The sequence below is a fragment of the Novipirellula methanifontis genome (genome assembly GCF_052161655.1).
GTDB lineage: Bacteria > Planctomycetota > Planctomycetia > Pirellulales > Pirellulaceae > Novipirellula.
The window spans coordinates 4504727-4528700 of the sequence record NZ_CP197418.1 but is presented as its reverse complement, the minus strand read 5'-3'; the positions used below and the strand labels follow the sequence as shown (position 1 = coordinate 4528700).

The following is a 23974-nucleotide window of genomic DNA, read 5'->3' as shown; positions in this document are numbered from 1 at the left end:
AACCGCTATTAATACGTCTTCTAAGCTGGTCAATGTGAGTCATTCCACATAATGATCTGAGCCGACGGCGCTAGCCGCGGGCATGTTTCCTGCAATATTGACGCTCACCGCGGCTAGCGCCGTCCACTCACAAGAGGATCGACGTTTCACCGGCATCTACCGAACAAACTGCTTATCGCACCGTCACGAAGTCATTGTGATTGACCAAGACCCAAATGAAGTGGCCGCGTGCCCGCTGCACTGAACTGTCCGCTTGGCCTTCCCAGACCGACAACGCTTTCAGACTCGCGGCAATCTCTGCATCGTCCGCATCGATCCCCAACAGTGTCTTGAACGATCGAGCAACAAAGTCACGTGCGTCTTCGCCGTCGACGGACAGGCGGTCGGCGATTTGCCCCGCCGACGTTAGCACTAGTTTGCTGTTGGTGAGTGCTAAGGCTTGTTGAGGCACGATGCTCTGTTCGCGACGATAACAATCGGTCACCAATGCCTCGTCGAACATCGTCAAAAACAAATCTCGTTGGTTGTTTGAGTGAAAGAAATACAAACTGCGGCGTTTGGATTCCGGCTGTTTCGCCGCGGGGACCGAGGGTCCGCCCATCGTCGGATCAAGTGTTCCGGCTAACGACAGCACAGCGTCACGCACGACTTGCGATTCCAAGCGAATCGGAACCCGCCGCCACCAAAGATGATTGTCTGGATCGATCGCGAGATTGGACTCGGCACCGGCATTGGACGAACTCATTCGATAGACCGCTGAATTCACAATCAAACGATGCAGATGTTTCATGCTGTACCCGCTATCGATCAACTCGGCGGCGAGCCAGTCGAGTAACGCTGCGTTCTTCGGCGTCGCTCCGTTCCGGCCCATGTCGAAGACGGTTGCCACCAAGGGTTGGCCGAGATGACGAGTCCACAAGTGGTTCACCGCAACGCGGGCGGTCAACGGGTGGTTGCGGTCGGTGATCCAGCGAGCCAGTGCCGTGCGGCGTCCACTGCTTTGCGGCGGAAACTCGACTGCCGGATCGTCCTTGCCCGTACTCAGGAATCGCGTGGCCGACCACTGGGCGCCAATTAGCGGCGTAAAAGATTCGTCGGGGCCAATCGCGGCGGCAAGTGTTTGCTCTGCCTTGACGACTTTCTCCTTCGCTTTCACCTGCTCTTTTTCGATCGCTTCGCGTTTATCTTCGGCCGCATCCCCGAGTCGCTTCTGGACATCAATCAAAGCTCGCTGAGCCTGCAACAGTGAAACCTCGCGCTCTGCACGAATCGCCGCGGTTTTCGCTTCCAAAACGATTTCTTCGCTCGTCGACTCGTCCCACTCCAATTCCATCGCTTCGTAACGTAGCGACACGCTTTCGCATTCTGCGTTGGCGATGTCGACGTCCACGCGAGCAAGCTTCAAAGCGTGTTCAGCAGCGGTGTCGTCGTCGCCAGCCTTTTCCTTGGCAGCTTCCGCTTGCTTCAGCTTTGTTTTCAAACCATCTCGTTTTGCCCTGGCGACTGCCAAATGGTTTTCAAGCACCCATTCGCGCCGCTGCGGTTGCCACGCTTCCGCTGGCAATTGGATCGGTTGGATATCGAGCGGGTTGTCGCTATCGGGTTCAAAATCGAGAAACTCGGGCACGCCCGGCTGGATCACCTTCGATTTGTCAGGATTCCCCTCTTCGCCACGAATCAATCGGTACGTCGGCGTATCCAGCAAAGCATCGAACGCCCGAGGAAGCCCATCTTTTGTCAGATTGGCTTCGCCCGGCAACATGTCCATTCTCACCTGATACGGTTCGAAGAACGCACGCATTTTGTAAAAGTCGGTGTGCTCGATTGGATCAAATTTGTGGTCGTGGCATTTAGCACAATCAAACGTTAACCCCAGGAACGCTTTGCCGACATGCTCGACGGTTTCATCCATCCATTGGTTGCGATTGAATAAGAAAAAGTTTCTTGCCAAATAGCCAGTCGCCACGAGTGCATCGGTGTCATTCGGACGCAGCTCGTCACCGGCTAACATTAGCCGCACCATTTCGTCGTAGCCGCGGTCTTCGTTAAGCGAATCGACGATCCAATCACGCCAATGCCAGAGATGCCGTTGGCTGTTTCGCAGCTGAGCATTCAGCCCCCACCAATCGCTATACCGCCAAATGTCCATCCAGTGACGTGCCCATCGCTCGCCATGACGTGGATCCTCAAGCAACCGCTCGACGATCTTCTCGTACCAATCGGAAGCCGTGTCTCGTTCGGCCGCAACGATCTCTTCGCTTGACGGCGGGATGCCGATTAAATCGAGATACAGACGACGCACCAAGATCGATCGTGCCGCGTCGGGTTGCGGTGTTAACCCATTTTCTTCGTGAGCTTTTGCAATAAACGAATCGATCGGGTTACGCACCCAAGACGTATTTTTGACCGTTGGCACAACCGGACGCACGATAGGTTGGAAGGACCAATGGTCATCGGGATCGGTCTCCGGTTGCTCGTCCTCGGGTGCGGGTGCTCCGGCAGCAATCCAGGCGGAGAGCAACTCGATTTCTGCTTTCGATAACGGTTCACCCTCGTGTTCGGGAGGCATTCGATCCTCGACCGACGTCTCACTAACACGGTCGATCAGAACGCTGTCGCTTGCGTCCCCGCGAGCGAACACACCCCCGTCGATCATCAGCTCGGCCGTGTCCAAACGCAGTCCGCCTTCCTGCTTGAGCGCTCCGTGACACGAAAAACACCGTGTTTTGAACAACGGTTTGATTTTCGTTTGGTAATCGTCTAGCGAGTCAGCATAGACTCCCATCGCGGGAAGCAAACTGCAGCACGAAACGACCGCCAGTAAGCGAAGGCCATTATTCACGCGCATTGGCGTGATGCGATTGCGGTGAATTTGTCTATGGCGTGCTAGGAAACGCATCATGCTTGATTACCTCCGATTGCCGCTTGCTTGCGACTGGCGTTCACTGTCTGGGCGATCTGACTAAACACCGGGTGGTGGTCACGGATATGGTGCGACAAATCCTTGCGTGCCTTGTCCCAGTTCTGCTCGAGAAGGGCGGTCAAGATCTCGCGATGTTGCCGCGCCGTTTCAAGTGCGGTTGATCGATCACGATCTTCCCACTCAAACAGCAATCGGTAGTAGCGTCCCTGACGCTCAAAAAACTCGCAGATGTAAACGTTCTGCGATGATTCAATCAAATACGAGTGCAACGACTCGTCGATCCGCGGCGGTGCGTTGTGTGCCGAGGAAGGCTGGGTATTGGCCTCCAACATTTGCAGCAATTCGGATTCACAAAGCTGCTTGTGAGACAAATCAAGTGCCTTCAACTCCAACACTTCGCGAACATCGATGAACGCGTCGAGATCACTTTGCCGAAACGGACGCAGTTGCCATCCGTGACGCGGGATATGATTGAGCATCCCCTCGCCCGCTAGCCGATGAAAGACATGGCGGATCGCCGATCGGCTGACACCATACTTCTCGGCCGTCGCTTCCTCGCGAAGATAGATCGCCTCGCCTTGCAAACTTTGCTGCACCAAGTCGTCGACAATCCCGTCGTAGGGATCATGTGGTGGTTCCGGTAACGATGTCAGGCCAGACTCCGCTGCCTTCGCATCGGCGGCGCTAATTTTGGGCAACTTCGCTGGCGTCAACCGGCGGTTGGATCCTTTATTAAGCAACCCTTCTTCTACCAACTCGGCGATCGCATGACGCACGGGAGTGAAGCTGACGTCGTAATGGTGCGCCAATGCGTCCAACGTCAACGACGCCGGCAACGCACGCCCCGAGCGAAGCCGTGCTGCTAAATCGTTCTTAATGTAGGTCGAAATACTACTCATACGGACAAACTTACTTGTCTTTGTCAACAAAAACAAGTAACATTGTCACCAAAAGCAAAAAAGACGGGATCGAAGCTGCGATTTTTCTGATTGTCAGCGACGTTTCCCACGAAATTTGGACACATTTTTGTGACCGCCACCTCTTGTTCCCGGGCTCCAGCCCAACGCCGTGAACGATTTTTATTGAAGCCTTCGTGCTACTTTGGCGTAGCGGAAGTCGTCAAGACTTTCGTCCCGCAGCAAAATACCTCGAAACTCTTGACGAGTTCCGCTACCCCCCAGCCATTTACACCCCAAGAGATACAAATCACGCATGAAAATTACTGCCATCGAAGCCGTCGTGTGTCATGCGAGGATGCGAAACTGGGTTTTTGTCAAAGTCATCACGGATCAACCGGGATTGTTCGGCTGGGGCGAAGCGACGCTCGAGTGGCACACCCGGAGCATCGTCGGCGCGATCGAAGATCTGGCGGAATTGATCGTCGGCGAAGATCCCAGCCGCGTCGAACACCTTTGGCAAATGATGTGGCGACAGCATTTTTGGCATGGCAACGGTGTCGTGCGATCGACCGCGATCGCCGGAATCGATTTAGCACTGTGGGATATCGTTGGCAAAATCCACAACGTCCCGGTGCACAAGTTGTGGGGCGGCCCTGTGCGTGATTACGTGCGGCTGTACTGTCATCTGGGCGGCGGCAATCTCGACCATTTCTATAACACTCCTGTCGACAATGCTAAACAGTTCGCCGACTTGGCCTCGCAAGCGGTCGCCGATGGGTTCACCGCGTTCAAGTCGATGGCGGTCCCGCCGACAATGCCAGTCGAAGGGCTGAAGTCGATCAAGGCGGCCACCGCCTGTGTTGCCGCAATGCGTGACGCGGTCGGCGACGACATCGACATCATGGTCGATTGCCATGCACGCCCTTCACCGGCGATGGGGATGCAGTTCGCCAAGGCACTCGATCCCTATGGACTCTATTTTCTCGAAGAACCATGTTGGCCGGAAAATCTCGATAGCCTAGCCGCCATCAACGCAGCCGTGACCACGCCAATTGCGACGGGCGAGCGGTTGACGCATCTGGCGGCGTTTCGCGATCTGTTCGCGGTTCGCGGTTGCGAGATCTGTCAACTTGACCTGACGCACTGCGGTGGGTTTAGTGAAGCTCGCCGTATCGCGGCACTCGCCGAGGCTCACCGTATCGCACTGGCACCGCACAACCCGCAAGGCCCGGTGAGCACCGCAGCATCGATCGAGTTTGGTTTCTCGCAACCTTCGTACATCATTTGCGAATCGGTTCACGAGGACGTTCCCTGGCGAAACGACGTCGTCGAAGAGGGTTTTACAGTGGATCCAGCAACACGCACGGTAACACCCAATACGCGACCGGGACTAGGGATTTCGATCAACGAGGACGAAGTTCGCAAACATCCGTTCGAGCAAGAGGTTGCCCAGCGAGTGTTTTACCGTGACGGCGCGGTGGGAGATTGGTAAGTATGAACACGAATCAACCTCGCCGTTTTAAGCACGCTTCGTTTCAAGGACGGATCGGAATCGCCCGCGTCGACATCACGCCGCCCGTCGGCGTCTATGCACGCAATTGGGGCGCCGCGAAACATGATGTCGCCGACTCGATCCATCGCCCTCTCTCGCTTACCGTGTTGGCATTGGCATCCTCCGCGGAAGCAGCCCCCGTCGTCCTGATTGATGTCGATCTTGGTTGGTGGAAGACGCCAGCAACCTATGACGAATTCCAGCAGCGTCTGCATGAAGAACTTTCGCTCGAACCGGGGCATTTGATTTTTGCATTAACGCATACGCACGCGGGACCGCCGCTGATGCAGCCGGACGCTTCGTTGCCTGGCAGCGATCTGCTACAGCAGTGGATGAAATCGCTTGTCCAGCGGACGGTTGATGCGGCACGTCAAGCTCGCCAAACAATGTTCGCCGCCACATTGGACTGGCACACTGGAACCTGCTCACTGGCGACCGTACGTGATTTGCCTGACCCGGATCCCGATAAATCACGCTATCTGTGTGGTTACGATCCCGAAGGCGAGCCTGATGACACTTTGGTGCTAGGACGAATCACCGACGAACACGGCAAGCTACGTGGCACGCTAGTCAATTACGCCTGTCACCCAACGACGTTGGCTGCGGAGAACACCGCGATCTCACCCGACTACGTCGGTGCGATGCGTGAAACGATGGAAAATGCCACCTCGGCTCCGGCAATGTTTTTGCTTGGAATGTGTGGCGATCTCGCCCCGCGTTACCAATACGTCGGCGACCCCGAGGTAGCGGATCGACATGGACGCCAACTCGGTTTCGCCGCACTGGCGACGCTAAACGACATGGAGCCTGCCGGCAGTTTGCTTGTTTATGCTGGCGCACTCGAATCCGGAGCACCGCTGGCGATTTGGAAGCACCAAACCGTCGAAGCGTCCAGCGAATTGACGGCGATCCGCAGTACGGTGGCGCTGCCGCTAAAAGATTGGCCTTCGGCCGACGAGCTCGAACGCCAACGTTTGGAATGCACCGACCGCGCCCTCGAAGAACGACTGAGGCGTCGACGCGACATCCGTCTTGGCATCGGCGACGGCCAAACTTTCGATCTTCCTATCTTTGCGTGGCGGATCGGTGATGCGGTGTTGGTGGGCAGTTGCTGTGAACCGTATTCAATCCTGCAACAAGAACTTCGCCGACGTTTCAAGGATCGCACTTTGATTTGTATGAACTTGATCAATGGTTCGATCGGCTATTTGCCGCCCGCCGCACTTTATGACACCGACGTCTATCCCGTTTGGCAGTCCCCGTTTGATCGTGGATGCTTAGAAACAACCCTCGAAGCCATGACCGGAGTCATCAACGATGTGCTCAGCCGTTAACAAGTCGCTGCATGGAGTGCTACCTGTGCTGCACACCCCGTTTGACGACAAATCTGAGATCGACGCGAAAACACTGCAGCGTGAAATGGATTGGGCCTTTCAAACGGGTGCCGATGGTGTGGTCGTGGCGATGGTGAGCGAGATTTTGCGACTCGGTTACCATGGCCGCAAACGTCTGGCGGAACTGGTTTGCGAAGCTGCCGACGGCCGAGGATTCACCGTCATCAGTGTCGGTTCCGAGAGCACGGCCGAGGCGATCGAGTTTGCCGAACATGCCGAGGCGATCGGCGCGAACGCCGTGATGGCGATCCCACCTGTGGCAACCAGTTTAGGTGCAGACGCGACTCGTGATTACTTTTCCGCGATCGCCGGCAGTATCTCGATTCCGCTGGTAGTTCAAGATGCATCGGGTTACGTCGGGGCTGCGATTGACCTCAGCGTCTACCTGGATCTGCTCGAGAAATTCGGCAACGAACGCATCTTGTTTAAACCCGAAGCGAGTCCGCTGGGGCCGAACCTTTCGAAACTCCGCGACGCCACGGCGGGCCAGGCCCGGATTTTTGAAGGTTCCGGGGGCATCAACCTGGTCGATTGTTACCGTCGTGGGATTGCGGGAACAATGCCTGGCACCGATCTGTTGGACGGGATCGTTGCGTTATGGCGAGCTTTGACCGATGGCGAAGACGATCGCATCTATCAATTGTCGCTGCCGATTTGTGCGATTGTCGCCTTGCAATTGCAAGCGGGACTGGATGGGTTTCTGGCAATCGAAAAATATCTGCTCAAGAAACGAGGTATCTTCGCGAACACGATTCAAATCCAGCCGACGGCGTGGCAAATCGACGAGGAAACGAGGGCCGAAGTCGATCGCTTGTTCGACCGAATGCAGGCGGCTTTGTAGATGGCCGTTGCCCCCACCACGATCCGCTATCGCACGTTGACTTGGTTGACGCTCGCTGCAGCACTCGCCTACCTGTGCCGCAATGCCGTCGGTGTGGCCGAGAGCACGGTTCGCGAGGATCTCGGGTTCACGCTCGAACAATCGGGTTGGTTCATGGGAGCGTTCTTTTGGACGTACTCTCTCTTCCAAGTTCCCAGCGGCTGGTTGGCCGAGCGGTGGGGCACACGAATCACGCTCAGCTTGTTTGCGTTCGCGTGGTCCGTTGCCACTTTTGGAATTGGCGTTGCACCGGGGTTTGGGTTGCTGATCGTGGCCCAGTTAGTGATGGGAGTGGCACAGGCGGGCATTTTCCCTGCGTCGTGCAATTCAATCGGTCATTGGATGCCGCTGGGCCAGCGTTCGCTGAGCTGTGGGATTTTGGCGGCGGGGATGCAAGGAGGCGCAATCCTGGCCAGCGGGCTGACGGGTTTACTGATCGCCCCGTTGGGTTGGCGATGGGTGTTCGTGGGTTTTGCCGTTCCTGGCATCTTGTGGACGCTGGGTTTCTATTTGAGATTCCGCAACGATCCCAGCCAAGATTCGCGGGTGAACGATTCCGAATTGGCGTTAATCCAAGCGGCACGATCACCCGCGATCGATCCGGCGGCCGCGAATCCAATCAGCGAGTGGCGAGAGCTTCTCGCCATCGCCCGTTCGCCCGTGATGTTTTGGCTATGTGGACAACAGATCTGTCGCGGTTCGGGGTACATGTTTTTCGCCAGTTGGTTTCCGACGTTTTTGCAAGAGACTCGCGGCGTGTCGGTTGCGGAATCAGGCTATTTGCAAGGTCTCGTGTTGGCCGGGACGTTAACCGGCAGCATCTTTGGTGGGACGCTGGTTGATTGGATCTGGCGTCGCACAGGCAGTTTGCGGCTGAGCCGAAGCGGAGTCGGTGCGACGTTCCTGGCCGCTTGTGCAGTACTGATCGTCGCCGCGTGGTTTGTGCAAAGTGCCGTGTTGGCGGTCGCGTTATTGTCACTGGGATCATTCCTGGCAGCACTCGCAGGTCCGTGTGCGTTTGCCGCGACGATCGACATCGGTGGCCCCCGGGTCCCGCAAGTGTTTGGGCTGATGAACATGGTCGGCAACCTCGCCGCAGCGGCATGTCCGATCCTGGTGGGCTGGCTGTTCCAGTGGACATCGAACTGGAATTTGGTGCTGCTAATGTTTGCCGGTGTTTACATGGTCGGGGCAATTTGCTGGGTGTTCGTGAACCCACAAAAACAAATTGACGGCGTTTGATCCGTAGAAAATTGCGTTGACGCTGGTCGCAGGCATGGAGCGACACCATGCCCCCGCCCGATGGAAGTCTAGCGAAGTTCGGCGGCCTTAAAACAAAACGGCGACAGATTACCGCCCGTTCGAGATTTTCGCTCCCGAAACGAACTATCTTAGGGGTCTGCGAGAACCAAACCATCGCTGTTCATGCTAAAACGTATCGCGAACCAAGTGAAAAACAGAAGTCCCGTTTCGATTTGGGCCGGTTCCCACCGGCCCTACTCGGGATTCACGTCGTAGCTGCGTTCGCGTAGAACGCGGTCCACCGTCTGGCGACGGTAGCTACATTAAAATTAAAAATGTATTGGTGATAAGTAGGGCCGGTTCCCACCGGCCGTCCTTGACAGTTCGGTCGACTCGGCCGGTAGGAACCGGCCCTACTTGCTGTTTGGCGATTCACGAAAGTCTTGACGACTTCCGCTACGAGTCATCCCGCCACATGCTTTTGCTCAATCAAACACAGGTGTCTCAGAACCTTCATGGCAATACTCAAACCTTCTGCATCGACAAAGACTTTTCTGGCGACCTTGTTTGCGATTCCATTGATCGCAGCGTCCGCATTGGGTGGCCAGTGGTCCGTGCCGCTGGCGGGAAACACCTTCCGCAGTTCGCCCGCTGCAGGCGGCCCTGTCTTCTATCGAGACGGCACGCTGCGGTTTACTGATGCAAACGAAGTTCACAGCGTCTACTTTCACGTGAATCGTCCCACCACCCTCAAGCTCGGTGCTGAAGGCCGTGCGGCGAAAGGCAACGCTACAATCGAAGCCCGAGTGGGTGAGACAACATTCACGGCGCAGCTGCAGGACGAACCTGCACGCGTTTTCCCTTTGGGCGAGATCAAAGTCGACGGGCCGGGTTATGTCGAGGTGCAACTCAAATGCACTCAGCGAGACGAATCCGCGAAGATCGAACTTGGTGAATTGCGGGTCAGCAGCAGTGATCAGGATTTATCGCTCGACTTCGTCAAAACTAACGACGGCAACATGTTCTACTGGGGTCGCCGAGGCCCCTCGGTGCACCTGAGTTATCAGCTGCCCAAGGATGCAAAGCTGACGTACGCGTACAGTGAAATCACGGTACCCACGGGCCAGGACCCAATCGGTTCGTATTTCATGGCCAACGGGTTTGGCGAAGGCTACTTTGGTTTCCAGGTCAACAGCGAAACGCAGCGCCGTGTCCTCTTCTCGGTCTGGAGTCCATTTCGCACTGACAACCCCAAAGAGATTCCGGCATCGGACCGTGTGCTGACGACCGCCAAGGGCGAAGGCGTCAGTGCACAAGATTTTGGCAACGAGGGCTCAGGCGGCCAAAGCTATTTGGTTTACCCGTGGAAGGCCGGATCGACCTATCGTTTTTTGACCGAGGTCAAACCTGATGGCAATGGCAACACGCAATACACATCTTGGTTCGGCGACAAGGACAAGAACGAGTGGCGACTGATCGCCAGTTTTCGGCGTCCCAAGACGGACAAGCATCTAACGGGTTTCCATTCGTTCCTTGAAAACTTTGCACCGGACACAGGAAATATCCAGCGAACGGCGAACTATGCCAACCAATGGGTTCGCGACGTCGAGGGCGAGTGGCATGAGATCACGCGAGCGAAATTCACGGGCGACAATACAGCACGAGGACATCATCGACTCGATTTTGCAGGCGGCAGCGAGCAACAGCATTTCTTTCTGCGGAATTGCGGTTTCTTTAGCGCTCACGTAGAGCTCGACCAAATTTTCGAGCGTGCTTCCACCGCCCGCCAGCAACCGAAAATCGACTTTGCGACCCTCTCACGAGGTTAAGTAGCACAGGCTGCCAGGCTCGCCTGATACGCAATTGGCTGCCAGCCTGTTACCTGTATCCCTCCCAGCCCTCCGAGTTCACCTCCCCAGCAGCTTCGCTGTAGGGGAGGTCGGATGGAGCCTTCAGCGACATCCGGGTAGCGTTGCCTCCAGCACGCTCGCACGTCACCACCTGTCACCTCTCCCAGCGCAGCAGGGAGAGGTCGAGCAGAGCCTTTAGCGATTGCTCGGGTGAGGGCCTGTCTCCGGCTCACTCGCACGTCACATCGACTTCGCTTCCCCACCCGCCTCATCGTCGCTCTATTGATGAACAACCGCAGCGTAAATCAAACGCGTTACCCGGCATCAAAAAGTCCCGGCAGGGACGACAGCAAACACCGCCGCCATTCGCACGCCCCGCCTAACATAGGCGAAATCAACGCATTCAGCCAAAGCCCCTTCCCCGTAGTGGATCTTGCTAAAGATCCCGCAGCAAAACACTCTTCATCCATTGCCAATCGAGCACCTTTAATCGCCACCCCGCTTCACAGCAGGCGGTATCCGCGATCCGACGGCGTTAGCCGCGGGCCCTGCTACCCAAAATCGCAAGCGAGGAAATTTTGGTAGGAAGATGGAGGTAGGAAGATAAGACGGCTCACCCTGATCCCCGCTGACCTTAACATGGCAGCTAAATCCGCTTGGTAGATTCGCTCATCCGCCAATCGCCCCAATTCGTTCTGTGAGTCAAATGCATGCTGCATCACTCGGTAATTGAGATTCTGATACTCCTAACGCTTCGGGCCTCGCCTGTTCCTGCCACCTCTCCCAAACGCAGTTTAGGGAGAGGTCGAGCAGAGCCCACAGCGATGCTCGGGTGAGGGCCTGCCTCCAGCTCACTCGCACTGCCCATCGTATTCGCTTCCCCACCCGCCTCAACGTCGCTGCAGTCGTCATCGGTCGCAGCGTGAAATGCACGCCTAAATCTTCAACACCAAGTCCCGGCAGGGACGGCATGCAGTAGCCCACGGCGTAAGCCGTGGGTTACGGAAAAAACCGAGATTGAAAGCCCCGAAAGGGGCGACAGGAAAGACCGACGCCTGAATCCACGCAGATGAGTCGCCTTGCACTCACGCGAAAGCAACATCGTCCGGAAAAGGGGCCCGCGAATCTATGCAAATCAACGCGAATACTTGCGATCTTTCAACGCACTCAGCCAAAGACGCTTTCCCGTAGTGGATCTTGCTAAAGATCCCGCAGCACGACACTCTTCAACCATTGCCAATCGAGCATATTTAATCGCCACCCCATATCACAGCATGCGATATTCACATCCGACGCAAACGCAGGTTGCGCGGTCTATCTGAACAAGAGGGAACAGAAGAAACAGAGTCACAAGTCACCTTTTCTCTGTTCCGTACCTTACCTCCTGTTCAATATTCCCCCCGGTAGTGGATCTTGCTAAAGATCCCGCAGCACAACACTCTTCAACTATTTTCAAAACTAGCGTTTTCAATCTCCGCCAGCCCGCTTCACAGCATACATGATCCGCTGCAGACGCAAGCGAACGATTGCGTCTGCAGTTTTCAACAGAAGCGCACAGAGGCAACAGAGTTCTGAGCCGCCTTTTCTCTGTTTCCTCCCTTTCCTCCTGTTCAATGATTTTTCTCTTTGCCAATCATCCAGTGCATCTTGCTCACACCCGCTGCAGCAGCGAAAAACATTTTCCGAACAATTTGCTTGCAACCTCACATTGCATCGCTAATAATCCGTTTCCGACGATAGCGGTGGTAATCGGAAGCGATGTCACCCAAGCTACCGAAGGTCCAGGTAGCCTAGGCTTCCAGCCTGGGACCCGAGTCCTTCCAGTAGTGGTGGGATAGGCATCCTGCCTGTCATCAATCGCCCCTCATTAGTTTTCAATTTACAATTGTCAATTTTAGTTTTTCAATCGTTTTCACCTAGCCTCCCCCATTCCACTCCGCTGCATCCGCAAGCCCGGTTCCCAATGAACTCGTTAGCCGTTTTGGCGTCAGTCACGGCGAGATCGGCCCGCACTGCCACTCGCTTGCCTGTGAATGCCATGCGACCGCTTCCGCTTTCGGATCAATCGCGAGTCAAGAAGCCCTGCGAAGTGACTGCTCGCGACAGATAACGACTCAATCGCAAGCTCAAGTCACACTCCAGACCAAAGCATCGCGGCGTCGATTCGGTAGTACCAACATGCGATGGACACGAAGTGTCAATCAAGCAAAGAAACCATTCCGGACGTCCCTTTATGTGATGGTGTCCAGAGTGAGAACAACATTGACACTAGTCCTACAGCGGTCGAGAATAGCGATCGCGGCCGCCCGCTGCAGTGAAGTGGCAAACCGTGAGAACAAGTCGAAAAACCGGTGAGAACACCCCAAAACGACTTATTCTCACCCTGACCCACCGTAGAAACATAAGTTCGCCAACAAGCATTTTAACTTCCCCCTGCGCTACATGACTCAAGACGAAAATTACTGTAGTTCACGCGAGCTTCATGGACCCGGAGGACTCCGGGTTTCGGTTCCGTATCGTCCGCAACGCGAACCATCGGACATGCAACGAGACTTCCCGCCTTACAATCCCGTTCTCGTTTGGCTCGATTCCTACGAATGGGACTACGCCTCCGTCGTTCGCGAACGTGGTTTTCGCCGAGACGACGGCGATCGCATGCTGACCGATTCGCAAATAGATTGGCTCATCGATCAAGATCCGACAATTAGGAAAATGCGTGACGAGCGTCGCACCGAAAGCGAGTGAAATGGATAACCATCGCGTGAACCGGAGAACGCGAGTTGAGCGATTTGGCCGTTAGAAACTTACCCGCGCGTTCCCGGTTACGCGTACCGTTATCCGACCGAAGAAGTCTATCGCATGACAGTAAGATCCTGCTTGACGTCTGCAGCGATCGCTGCGTTTCTCTTTGCTGCTGGCTGCGATGGTAAAACGACAACTGAACGTGTGAACCCGTTGTTGCAGTATGAGGTATACGCCATAGCAACTGCCCAAGGTCCAGCAACGAAGACAGTGTTTGACATCGATACCAGTAAGAACGTTCTCGTACATGTGCCACCGGTGTTCACACATGCCGATATTGCTGCGTTCGAGGTAACGAAATGTGACCACGATCAATCTCGCGTTGTCGTTGTGCCGACCGCTGCCGGACTGGCACGACTCAAGGCTACGGCTGCGCGTGGCAAAATTGGTGTGGTACTGAATGGCGTCGGTCTTCAGCGTCAGTTTCGATTCCAGACTGACGATTCAGGTCGATTCAACCTAAGCGGACATCCCAATGGCCTTTTCCATGATTCCGCTTTGCCTAAGGTTGTTGACCTTAAATGACGGACCCACGGGGAGCGGATGACAACGCGATGCATGCCGAGTCGCCGAGTCGTGTTTTTTGAAGTGGTTAATCATTTGCGGCGACGGCGTGATCGCCAACGCTATCCGGCTGAAATCCATATCGCAAAAACCGCCAGATTACTGTGAAGTCAACGCTTTCAGAGCCGTATTGCCCACCCACCTCTACGGATTCTCCTTTAGGCAACCGCCACTGCTGGCGGCATCAGGCCATAGACATTTTCTGCAAAGCGAATCCTCGACGGCTTTGGCTCGTCAACACGCTCGTTGTTTGTGTGAACGAAAGCGAGGTTCACCAGCAACGTGCTGCGGACGCCAACGCTGCATTTGTTTTTCCCGTGACTGACGGACGCATCAAGGCACGCGGCCGGATCCTACCTTCCCGAGGAATGAACCCTAGGAAGGTACGTTATCGGCTGTTCATTTCGGAAGAATTTGTTGGCGAGGGCAAGGCGTCTGTTCGCGGTTGGTACTTCGGGTTCTTGTTCGTCGTGTTGTGCATTGCGATACTCTATGCTGGAGCCATTGCGTTTGTTAGCTCAAATAAGTGATCGCACGGATGACCAGGGCGTTGCGCTGGATTCGCCCGGCGACTATCGTGTAACATTATCCGATCGGCTCGGTGAGCTCCGCCGATATCTATCCGTCTTGCTAGAAGCAGGATTGTCCGCACGAAGGCTTTCATGAAATTTGCGGTAGCATGTCCATGCGGAAACTCACTCACAATCAATGAGTCTGAGATGGGCACCAATGTGCAGTGCCCGAAATGCAACACGTCACTTTCCATTCGAGCCAAGGCACGCTTAGAGGCACCTGAACTTAGTTCCGGCGATAGGGAATTGATGCTGGCCCGACGTCGCCGCGAGCTGTCTCACAGACACGAACGAGCAATACGGCATACTTGCGTGTTCTTTTTTGCAAATGCAGGATTGTTTTTCACTGTTGCACTAGTCGCCTCGATGGGCCTAGGTACTTCCGATACGACTGTCTTGCCCGTGTTCGTTGTGTCTTTTTGTGCTGGGATTTTGAGTTCTTTCGCTGGGTACGGCTTCGCATCGCTACGGCGATGGATTCGGTCTCCACTGATTTTGCTGTTCTTGGCAAGCATGGCGACTCTTCCAATCGGATTTTTCGTTGTGTGCTACTCGATATGGCTTTTGGCTAGCGAAAAAGGGCGGTACGTGTGTTCCAAAGAGTATGCTGGCGTCATTGCTTTAACCCAGGATATGTACCCCAACCAACGAGTGTTTTTTCTAATAGCGTCTCTATTCTTGCTTGCACTCAACTTAGTGCAAGCTGCGGTTGCGATGTCAGTTATCAAGTCGTGATCTGTCTGCGTCCAGCCTGATGACACCCATCGGCGCACCGGAGCGCAGCTAGACAACTTTCCTGATGGTTACATTTCCGTCCCCGCCCGGTAATCCCGGTCGTTCGTCATATGAGCAATTGCTATTTCACGAACGGATCTTTATCGATAGCTTCAAAGTTACGTTTCCTCTCTACCTAAGGATTTCCCGATGCGGCGTTTCACTCAACTATCATTACTGCTGGCTTTCGCAATCATTTGTTCGTTCGCGGCCAACAATTCCGTTGCTGTGGCTGAAGACAGTCGCAACGCCGATGCGAATCAGATTTACCCAGCCGTTTACAGGTTCTACGATCTTCCAGTCTTCACAACTGACGGCAAATTTTACCCCAAGTTAATGATGCAACTAGTTCGTGCGATGACTTCACCGTCGGATTGGGAAGAAGGCGGAGGCAAATCAACCTATACCTCCTACCCGCAGAACCTCTGTCTCATCATTTCGACTCACCGTCGAAACCACGACAAAATCACGAAATTGCTGGACGAGATTCGCAGCCAACGCGAGAACGACGGATCCAGTGAGCACGACGGACCAGCGGATGCACCTGCGTCGCCGCGTTGAGTTTACTGAAGTGGCATGTCGTTCGCGGCGACCATGTGATCCGTACCGTTTGCCAACCTGGAGGCTCTTATCAACGCACAGCAACGACTGACGTTTGGGCTACGTGACCTGTTGCTGCTCGTCGCGGTGAGCGCGGTCCTGGTCGCTGGCGTCGTGCTTGGAACGTGGGCGGCGTGGATCGGATCGTTCGTGTGTGGGGCTGTGTTGATCTCGCAGTTGATTACCGTCTTTGTCGGACGCGATCTGCTTCGTGCCGGCGCAATTGGGTTCTTGGTTCCGGTTTCTCTGTATTTGGCCTGTACGGCATTTATTAGTGACAAAGAATACTCATTCTAGGATGGCGTCCTTCCACACACGCAGTTGTTGCAGCAAAGGATAATGAGCGAGCTAAAGCACGTCGATAGCTCAGGATTTAGTCTGGATGATTCCCGGGTATACCTCGCCCGGACGACAATACCAAGATTGGCACTCGTTCATCTGCTAACCGCATGTGTGCACGAGAGCGGCGAAGTCACGTTTCTTGACAACTGAACATTCCTCGTCGCCACCCTGTGATCGGTGACGTTATCCGACTGAAATGATCTGCTGATAGTTTCGCATAAACACATTACATTAGTCTGATAATTACCATCTCACATCCATCCGCGGAGTCGATTGAATGCTAGGCGAAAGACTCGAGACTTTCACTGTTGTTGAAACTGAAGAGTCAGGGGCTGAACGTTTTTTTCACAAGCTGACTTGCGGGCTATTTCGAACCGATACTGAGATTGAATTGCACGAGAATGGAATTCGATGGACTGAGAGAGAAAAGACAAGGGAGTTCTTATGGCCACAAATGGTTGAGCTTGTAATTTTCGAGTGGTTTGATTCACGCTGGTCAGACATGTCGTACAATGTTGTTGTAAAGCTCGACAACGGGAAGGACGCGAGATTTAATTCTCGCCGCTTCGTTGATTCGGATAGAATTATAACTGTATTGAAAGATCATATCGAAAAGTTCACTTACAATAAGTGGCAGCCGTTTTGAATAGTCTTTGCGTTTTGCAATGCATTTTCTGCTTGAGTCCACTGATTTTCACGTGTCGGTCGCTTTCGCTCGGGAGTCGACATGATCACATTTCGAATTTATGTTCAGCACGGCGGATAACAAATGGATTGCACGGGAGTCGGACGCCACACGTTTTGACAGATCCAACGTTTCACGTCCCGACCTCGTGAATCCAACCGTTGTCCGATTTGAGAGAAACTAATTCGTGAAGGCGAAACGCACGCGACGAATGACGGCACTGCTGGTGGCGTTAGCAGCCGTGGTTGGAGCGTTTTCGTGGTTGAACTCATTGACGCTTATCGTGCGTGAGGAGGGAGCTTCCCTTACAATTCGCAGCGGCCTTATCGTTCCAATTCGATTGTCTAGGTCAAATGGCTGGCCTTCGACAGTTTGGGTACGCAGCAACTGGGCTACGAGGGAAAACGGCCACTGGGTATTTGATGAAGACATGCGCTCAAAGGAGTCGTTTGTCGACCTTCTCAGCTTAGCCCTGAACACCGCTGTGCTGCTTAGTTTTCTGATTCTTTTCAGTACCTTTGTACTCGCAGCCTACGATCGGCGGTTCAGTCTTCGGGGGCTTTTGTTGGGTGTGCTATGCATTGCTGTTTTGATGGTACTGTTTCGCTGCTCGTTCGAATCTGATATGGAACGGCGTCGTCGAGCTCGCCAACTAGAATCAGTGGTTGCTGACCTTGGCTTTTGATTCTCTAGGCCTTAGGCAAACACAAGTTGCAATCACGGATAACCAAGCGATGGTGGCGGAGCGGTGGGGGTCCGGTTTTTAGTCTGCTTGCATATCAACTCCCGCCGCCGGCACGTCGCGGTGGTTCTTGCGGTCGTTGAACGCTCGGTCGACTGCCTAGCTCCGCTTCGGTGGCTTGATCGCTTGCCACAGCCAACCGACGCTAAGTTGACCCTCACGGCGATGTCATTAGTGTGCGATTAGCGAAAATTAGTGTTCTCTCCGACTGGATCACTAATCGGCACTAATAAACACTAATTTATTCGCGGTCTTGCTAATGTCAAAATCCCGATGCCGTCGATGCGTACAACGATTATCGCCGACTTGCTAATTTGTTCGGCCGATTGTTGCTCAGCCTTACTTCGGTCGGTATCTTGAAGTAACACGGAATCGATTCAGTTGGTGAGTCATCCGCCGCGCAAGCCCAGTGAAAGAACCATGTGTTGCACGTGAGATCGCGATCGGGGTTACTCGGTCGTTAGAGAATCATCCACGCGATCCGTGTGATCACCACCGTTCGTCGAATGTAATGCTATGACTGACCGCAACCGCCACCGTGTTGACATCTATCACCACCTTCGCGATGACGTCGTTGTTATGCTTCCGTACGTAGATTATCGCAACGGAATCGTCGGATTCGGTGACGGAGCGATCGTGCCACGCAACGATTCCACGTCGATTGGTGAGGCTATCCTGCGAATGCTAGACTTTTGCGCTACCGCAGACACCACGCCACTGCAAGCGAAACGTGACGTTGCTACCGAGCGGTTGCATCAGGGAATCGAATTGTCTCACGAAGAGCAATTTCCTTCATTCGACACTCGTGACAATTGGGGCCGAATTTACGAACGATACCCAGCACTTCTCCACAACTACCGTGTTTTAACCAGATACTTCACAACCGCCGAAATTGACGACGCAAATGGCTCAAATTCACTGACCCTCCGTCAACTTCAAGTCATACGTCGAGGTAGGGAACGCGGAATTTATAAGGCTGGAGATGGGGTGGAGGTACAGCGCGCGGCTGGTCCTGCAGTACTCGGCGGACATGTGTCTGAACGACTGGATTGCTGGCGTCCCAAACGCTCGTTTTTTGATCGACTGATTGCCTAACCCTTGCTCAAATAGCAGGAGCGGGTAACCACGACATGCACTTGCGGACTGGCTTGCGAGTTGTACACCAATGGTTAGTCGTCGGTCTGTCCCCGGTAAAGACTGCCGTTCTGCCACGAAGTCACTGAATGAAAACACCAATATCGAATGGGATTCCTCTCTGCGTAGGAATCATGACGCTGCTCGCGTTCGCCACGCTCAATCTAGATGGCTACCAAATTCATTTGGCGATTTGGGATAGCTCAAGCGGGGAATGGCGCGGACCAGGTGACTTCAGTGGAGAGCCACCTTTCAATAACTGGGCTCACGGATGGCCATTTGCGTTTGCTGTACGCTCATCGGTGATCCAGCCGACGCCAAGCGTGCAGGCGATTGACGAAATACCGTGGACTTCTCGATGGCCCGTCGACGACGCAAAGGCCATTGCCTTCAATCGATGGTTACTGGGTGCCGATTGTGCAATTGCAGTGTTGATTGCGTTTCTCACTTTTTTGGGCGCTCGCTCATTCTGTGCTCGGTACAATTTGCGTTTCCGTTACCGACTTTCATCGCTGTTTGTTATCATGACGGTTTCCGCAATTGCCATTTCATTTCGCGACTCGCTGTTGACTTCGCGGTATCCGCTGCAAATCGGAGCTGCCTCAATTGCGTGCGTGACCACTGTTACAGCTACGCTTGTCCTTCTCGCTTCCGTATTCAGGATACTGATGCACGCACAACGGAAGGCAGAACCATTCCGATGCACGAGAGCGGCGAAGTCGCGTTTTTAACAAATGAGAATCTCTCGCCGCCGCCCCCTGATCGGTAACGTTATCCGACTGACCGAATGCCTGCCGATCGATTGACACTAGACCCATACGCTTCAAATTCGAGCGACAACATCAAACCCTTGCCACTTCGGCTGCGCCGTGGACGGACCGCGTTGGTCTTAATCGCCCTCGTGATTTTGACGGCTAGCTCAATTGAAATAGTTGGATTGGTGACGTCCAGCCAGCGGGGCTACCTAGTGCTTGCGGTGATTCGCTTACTTGTCCCACTTTTTCTCATTCATCGAATTTGGCGTGGCCGCGAATGGGCGAGGTTTGTTCTAGCTGCATATGCTGCATGGACGGTCTACATAAACTTCTACCTCATCGAATTGTTACCCAAGATGTACTCCCGCAGCGACTGGCACTCAATTATGCTTGTCGGGTCAATTTTGCTGGCTTACATTCCCACGGGGATTGCGGCTTTGTTCTCCGCTAGGATCATTGGCCTCATTGCACGGCGGCAGGACGAAGAGGATCTTGCTTGAACGATGGATGGACACTGTGGCTACACCTTTCCGGATGCTACGCTCTTTCGATCGGATTTGAATCCACAACGGCGGATAGCTAGAGGATTGCACTGAAGCGACGGTGGCAAGGCGTTTCGCCGTGTAAGGTCAACTCCCGCTGCCCAGTGAATTCCACCGTTCCCCGACTGGCGATGATGACTTGATGGCAATCGTATCGGCGATTCAAACGGTCTTCATGCGTGATGGAACCGGCGCTAGTTTTCCAGCGTTACTTGTTGAGGCAACCGTCAAGTCGCTGTCACAAATGCTTACGTGGTTGATCAAATGGCAGAATAATTGGCGCGCACTGATTTATCATTTTGCCCCACATCATTCTGCCAACAAATTTCTTCTTTGTTTTTGCGGCTACAAACGGATTTGCCGGCGGTCGTTGCGCTCGCTATGATTGGATCAACGTCAACCGTCGTGGCTAGCGACATCCCACTACAGCAAACCGAGGAACCATGGGTTGCAACGAAGTCGGCAGCTTGAGCAATTTGGCCACCACAACGACTTCCGTGCCGGCTCGCTGAACCCCAACGTCATACCTCTAAAGAATGATGAATCCCTACTCGCCACCCATTTCTAGACTTGACGAGCATCGAGAGGTGTCGCGGTACGGGATGGTGTCACTTGGGCTGTGTGTTTTTGGCGCTGTCCTGACACTGCCGGAACTGTGGTCGAATGTGCTTCGTCCACTCGACAATCCGATCGGCAACGCAATGGGCATCGCAATCATCGCCACGACGGGCCTTGCCGCATACGTTGAATGGTTTCCCGGAACACGACTCGCTCGACTCACAGTATGTGCACTGTGCGTTCTTGCCTTTGTGGCTTCGGTTGTCATTGTTCGCTTTGTCACCTCGTTCGTCCCGGTCCTGACACTGCCGTGGGTGGTCGAGCATCCGACAGTCATCATGGGGTTTGTTTTCTCGCTTTGCTCGCTCCTGTACATTGGGCTCTTGTGCCGGCGACGGGTGATTTCACAGTTTTCGGCAAAACGCGGGTAACCATTCGTTGGCGACGGAGCGGCGACAGAGTCGTTACAATTGGTGGCTCGTGGATCGCCGTCCGCACAACCGTACCGCTCTGCAATAGAGAGAATAGTCATGGTGGAACCTACCCGCACAGTTCAAAATGCATGGCAGGACGGTGAGGACGTAATATTTGATCGCTCAAAATTTGACTTTGGTGGACGCTGTATTTGGACGGACGAAATCACTGACTACGTCCAAAAAATCGATTTAGTTGAAAAAACCGTTAACTGGCGAGTCACGTTTATGGGAGGCATTCGGCCAGACCCACCCAACCGTGTCAGCGCCCGCATGCCCGTCGATGAGACGTGGTCGGGCGACCAATCGTTTGCAAAACGTATGGTGGCACGAAAGATCTTAATGTTTTCCGTTCCAACGCTAGTATTCGGGATTGCACTCGCTGCGTTTGCAATCGCAACTGACGACTCACCACGAGGCGAGATCGGACCTCTCGTGCCGATTTCGCTTGTACTTTTCGCTCCCGGATTAATCGGCACTATTGCCGGAGTTGCCTGGCCACACCTTGAAGAAACATCAGGATCAAAGTTTGTTGTTCCCGTTGAGGCAGTGACGGATCAATTTGTTTGCGTGAGTGATGCACATCCGCAATTTCGAAGTTCGCTTCCCTCATGGGATCGCCCCTCAATTCGCCCAGATCACACCACCTTATTAGCAGCGATGATCAAGGGAATCCCTATATTTTTGCTGCTAGCTGTATTCGCGGGTTTGCTCATTTACTTTGGATTCGGCCCCAAAACGCGGTGATTGAAGACGAACCATGCGTTGGACCGACGCGACGCATCAGACGTTTTGAAATGGAAACCACATTGGCGTCGCTCGGTCAACGCCAACGTTCGTCGGACTGAATTGCTGACGGTTCGGCGATCCATTGTGTGTCCTTACACTGCCCGCTGAAAATGCTTTCGTATCTCAAAACGTATTTTGAACGCAAAAAGCGGGAACGCATTCGAGCCGTACTTAAACCTGGAAGAACTGTAAGCCGCTTCATTGCCAAGGATGTAAAACGCGAGGTGCTTATCGTATCAAACGATGAGATCGATGATGGGTTTGTAACCGTAAGGATGCGAACCAACAACATCCTCTACCTTCACAATCGCTTGACCAAAGAAATGGACTTCGGATCACCAGAGCGAATAGCGATTGAAGATATGTGGCACTGGTCGGGTAAATCTTGGGGCGGGCTGGCTGACGGCACATCAATCGTCGATCATATTGGAAACGGTTTTAAACAACACGAGACGTCCGATAATTAAGCCTTGAACCGAATTGGCGAAGTCGGGCGGTCTTAAAATGGAAAATCTTTCGTCGCCTCTCTGTAACGGCGATCGTTCGTCGGACCAAGAACCACACCTCACTATCGTGACATCAATCGCCCTGCGTGCCGTGTTAGCATGACGCAAACTCCGGCCAGCGCGAGAACAACTCTCGTCGCCGAGTATGGCGGCGCTCGTTCGGTGACGCGTTCTTGGGCACTTCTCGGTGGATCGTGTGGATTGTCGCTCACGATTCTAGACCGGTGCTGGTGCTTCTAAGGTTCGGCGTACGCTACTATACATTAACTGTCCTCACGCACTGCACCAATGCGGCCGATAACCATGCCGTGCACGCGAAGGACAGCATGCGACATTTACCAATGGTGACCACACGGGCCGTGTTCTGTGATCGCCGCCGTTCGACGACAAAATGAAGACATACGAAGTTGATTCTACCTATCGTCAAATCTATGTCGCAGATCGAGTTCTCGAACCGGCAGCGCCCGAGGACTGGAATGACGCACACATCCAACAGAGACACAACAGTCAGGACCACATAACGGCTTTGTGTTCCGGCGGGGACATCGTCGCGCGTGTTACAAGCTACGGCCCAGGCGATATGGTTTGACAAAACCGACGACAAACCGGATTTTGACATCGTGACCACGATTGAGGTCCCATCCGGGGAGATCGGTGTGTATGGCTGGCCCTGGCAACTTCAGGATTCGTATACAATCAACCCTGGAATAGCACGGATTCGATTTCGTGGATTTCGGACGGCTGATACGGACGATGAAAAGGACTACTACGTCATTGAGATAGAAGCGGCAGCACCAGACGCTGCACCCGAGCGGCGAAGTCATGCGTTTTGAGATGGTTGATCTTCCGTCGCAGCCGGCTGATCGTCAACGTTCCCCGACAAGCCAACAATCGCGAGATTTCGAAACGGGAAGCACCGTATGAGCCATTCAGTACGCGAATCGATCCGCGCACTATGTCTTCTAGCTATCATAATCTCATCGATCGTCGGAATTCTCGTATGGGTCGTCCCCGATCGACCAGATGAGGTATCTTGGCCTTGGCGTATTGGAACGATTGTCGCTGGATGTGTTGCCTTGTTAATATTCGCGGCAATGTATCTGCCAAAAGGAAAGACACCTGATTTACTACGGACTTTCTACGGGCCATACCTCGAATGCAAAGGCTTCTGTTTTGTGTTGTGCATGCATAAGCACGCAGATCTATGCGAGCTTGAAGTTGCATTTCAGAATCGTCACTCTGAGTCGTGTACTGCCCGACTGGTTTTGCGTCCCACTCGAAAAATTTTCCGCTCCCAGGAGCCTGAAGCAATTACCTTAGAATTGGAATGCCCAGGCGGAGGGTTTTTGTCGCAAGATATTGCCGTTGCCGGTTGATGCAGAAACGCAAGGAACGA

General features: G+C 54.0%; 18 protein-coding genes. 14 read left to right on the top strand and 4 right to left on the bottom strand.

The window, feature by feature from the left end; translation table 11 throughout:
- Window positions 1-172 precede the first annotated feature (172 nt).
- Together SH528x_RS16045 and SH528x_RS16040 are read right to left on the bottom strand one after the other, a co-directional pair.
- Window positions 173-2902 carry a DUF1553 domain-containing protein gene (locus SH528x_RS16045; protein ID WP_442511528.1) on the bottom strand — a complete coding sequence of 910 codons (2730 nt, stop codon included), beginning with the start codon at window positions 2900-2902 and terminating at the stop codon, window positions 173-175.
- A complete protein-coding gene (locus SH528x_RS16040; protein WP_442511527.1) occupies window positions 2899-3822 on the bottom strand; it encodes a GntR family transcriptional regulator in 924 nt (307 codons plus the stop codon). The genes SH528x_RS16045 and SH528x_RS16040 overlap by 4 nt, the downstream gene beginning before the upstream one ends.
- A gap of 313 nt (window positions 3823-4135) precedes the next feature.
- Here SH528x_RS16040 and dgoD point away from each other — a divergent pair, with 313 nt between their 5' ends.
- From dgoD to SH528x_RS16015, 5 genes are all read left to right on the top strand, one after another.
- Window positions 4136-5314, top strand: coding sequence for a galactonate dehydratase (gene dgoD / locus SH528x_RS16035; protein WP_442511526.1), 1179 nt, complete (start codon window positions 4136-4138; stop codon window positions 5312-5314).
- 2 nt (window positions 5315-5316) lie between these two features.
- Window positions 5317-6708 (top strand): neutral/alkaline non-lysosomal ceramidase N-terminal domain-containing protein, encoded by a 1392-nt coding sequence (locus SH528x_RS16030; RefSeq protein WP_442511525.1) that lies wholly within the window; start codon window positions 5317-5319, stop codon window positions 6706-6708.
- Window positions 6692-7609: a dihydrodipicolinate synthase family protein gene (locus tag SH528x_RS16025; RefSeq protein ID WP_442511524.1), complete on the top strand. Its 918-nt coding sequence runs from the start codon at window positions 6692-6694 to the stop codon at window positions 7607-7609. Before SH528x_RS16030 ends, SH528x_RS16025 begins: the two co-directional genes overlap by 17 nt.
- Window positions 7610-8890: an MFS transporter gene (locus SH528x_RS16020; protein WP_442511523.1), complete on the top strand. Its 1281-nt coding sequence runs from the start codon at window positions 7610-7612 to the stop codon at window positions 8888-8890.
- A 515-nt stretch (window positions 8891-9405) separates the two neighbouring features.
- The gene (locus tag SH528x_RS16015; protein WP_442511522.1) at window positions 9406-10719 is read left to right on the top strand and encodes a DUF3472 domain-containing protein; all 1314 of its coding nucleotides are present in this window, start codon (window positions 9406-9408) and stop codon (window positions 10717-10719) included.
- Here the strand turns inward: SH528x_RS16015 and SH528x_RS16010 are convergent.
- Window positions 10716-11012, bottom strand: a complete 297-nt coding sequence (locus SH528x_RS16010; protein WP_442511521.1) for a DUF7669 domain-containing protein — start codon at window positions 11010-11012, stop codon at window positions 10716-10718. The genes SH528x_RS16015 and SH528x_RS16010 overlap by 4 nt on opposite strands.
- 2170 nt (window positions 11013-13182) lie before the next feature.
- Here SH528x_RS16010 and SH528x_RS16005 point away from each other — a divergent pair.
- The 7 genes from SH528x_RS16005 to SH528x_RS15975 all read left to right on the top strand — a co-directional run bounded on the left by SH528x_RS16005 (window position 13183) and on the right by SH528x_RS15975 (window position 21241).
- Complete coding sequence (locus tag SH528x_RS16005; RefSeq protein WP_442511520.1) at window positions 13183-13485, top strand: hypothetical protein; 303 nt, start codon at window positions 13183-13185, stop codon at window positions 13483-13485.
- A gap of 114 nt (window positions 13486-13599) precedes the next feature.
- The gene (locus tag SH528x_RS16000; RefSeq protein WP_442511519.1) at window positions 13600-14067 is read left to right on the top strand and encodes a hypothetical protein; all 468 of its coding nucleotides are present in this window, start codon (window positions 13600-13602) and stop codon (window positions 14065-14067) included.
- 1535 nt (window positions 14068-15602) lie between these two features.
- Window positions 15603-16013, top strand: coding sequence for a hypothetical protein (locus SH528x_RS15995; RefSeq protein ID WP_442511518.1), 411 nt, complete (start codon window positions 15603-15605; stop codon window positions 16011-16013).
- A gap of 126 nt (window positions 16014-16139) precedes the next feature.
- On the top strand, window positions 16140-16349 hold the full coding sequence (locus tag SH528x_RS15990; protein ID WP_442511517.1) for a hypothetical protein: 210 nt from the start codon (window positions 16140-16142) through the stop codon (window positions 16347-16349).
- 917 nt (window positions 16350-17266) lie between these two features.
- Window positions 17267-17764, top strand: coding sequence for a hypothetical protein (locus SH528x_RS15985; protein ID WP_442511516.1), 498 nt, complete (start codon window positions 17267-17269; stop codon window positions 17762-17764).
- A 573-nt stretch (window positions 17765-18337) separates the two neighbouring features.
- Window positions 18338-18916, top strand: a complete 579-nt coding sequence (locus tag SH528x_RS15980) for a hypothetical protein (protein WP_442511515.1) — start codon at window positions 18338-18340, stop codon at window positions 18914-18916.
- Between the two features lie 1872 nt (window positions 18917-20788).
- Window positions 20789-21241, top strand: coding sequence for a hypothetical protein (locus SH528x_RS15975; RefSeq protein WP_442511514.1), 453 nt, complete (start codon window positions 20789-20791; stop codon window positions 21239-21241).
- Window positions 21242-21999: 758 nt separating this feature from the next.
- Here SH528x_RS15975 and SH528x_RS15970 read toward each other — a convergent pair.
- Entirely contained in the window at window positions 22000-22155 is a 156-nt protein-coding gene (locus SH528x_RS15970) for a hypothetical protein (protein ID WP_442511513.1), read from the bottom strand.
- Between the two features lie 27 nt (window positions 22156-22182).
- Here SH528x_RS15970 and SH528x_RS15965 point away from each other — a divergent pair, with 27 nt between their 5' ends.
- Window positions 22183-22539, top strand: coding sequence for a hypothetical protein (locus SH528x_RS15965; RefSeq protein ID WP_442511512.1), 357 nt, complete (start codon window positions 22183-22185; stop codon window positions 22537-22539).
- 593 nt (window positions 22540-23132) lie between these two features.
- Window positions 23133-23411 (top strand): hypothetical protein, encoded by a 279-nt coding sequence (locus SH528x_RS15960; protein ID WP_442511511.1) that lies wholly within the window; start codon window positions 23133-23135, stop codon window positions 23409-23411.
- The last annotated feature ends 563 nt before the right edge of the window (window positions 23412-23974 follow it).

Coding starts and splice junctions, on each gene's coding strand:
- SH528x_RS15995 (WP_442511518.1), top strand. CDS start 15,603: ATGCGGCGTTTCACTCAACTATCATTACTGCTGGCTTTCGCAATCATT.
- SH528x_RS16045 (WP_442511528.1), bottom strand. CDS start 2,902: ATGATGCGTTTCCTAGCACGCCATAGACAAATTCACCGCAATCGCATC.
- SH528x_RS16020 (WP_442511523.1), top strand. CDS start 7,610: ATGGCCGTTGCCCCCACCACGATCCGCTATCGCACGTTGACTTGGTTG.
- SH528x_RS15980 (WP_442511515.1), top strand. CDS start 18,338: ATGACTGACCGCAACCGCCACCGTGTTGACATCTATCACCACCTTCGC.
- SH528x_RS16000 (WP_442511519.1), top strand. CDS start 13,600: ATGACAGTAAGATCCTGCTTGACGTCTGCAGCGATCGCTGCGTTTCTC.
- SH528x_RS16015 (WP_442511522.1), top strand. CDS start 9,406: ATGGCAATACTCAAACCTTCTGCATCGACAAAGACTTTTCTGGCGACC.
- SH528x_RS16005 (WP_442511520.1), top strand. CDS start 13,183: ATGACTCAAGACGAAAATTACTGTAGTTCACGCGAGCTTCATGGACCC.
- SH528x_RS15965 (WP_442511512.1), top strand. CDS start 22,183: ATGCTTTCGTATCTCAAAACGTATTTTGAACGCAAAAAGCGGGAACGC.
- SH528x_RS15970 (WP_442511513.1), bottom strand. CDS start 22,155: ATGGATCGCCGAACCGTCAGCAATTCAGTCCGACGAACGTTGGCGTTG.
- SH528x_RS16040 (WP_442511527.1), bottom strand. CDS start 3,822: ATGAGTAGTATTTCGACCTACATTAAGAACGATTTAGCAGCACGGCTT.
- dgoD (WP_442511526.1), top strand. CDS start 4,136: ATGAAAATTACTGCCATCGAAGCCGTCGTGTGTCATGCGAGGATGCGA.
- SH528x_RS16010 (WP_442511521.1), bottom strand. CDS start 11,012: ATGAGGCGGGTGGGGAAGCGAAGTCGATGTGACGTGCGAGTGAGCCGG.
- SH528x_RS16025 (WP_442511524.1), top strand. CDS start 6,692: ATGTGCTCAGCCGTTAACAAGTCGCTGCATGGAGTGCTACCTGTGCTG.
- SH528x_RS16030 (WP_442511525.1), top strand. CDS start 5,317: ATGAACACGAATCAACCTCGCCGTTTTAAGCACGCTTCGTTTCAAGGA.
- SH528x_RS15975 (WP_442511514.1), top strand. CDS start 20,789: ATGATGAATCCCTACTCGCCACCCATTTCTAGACTTGACGAGCATCGA.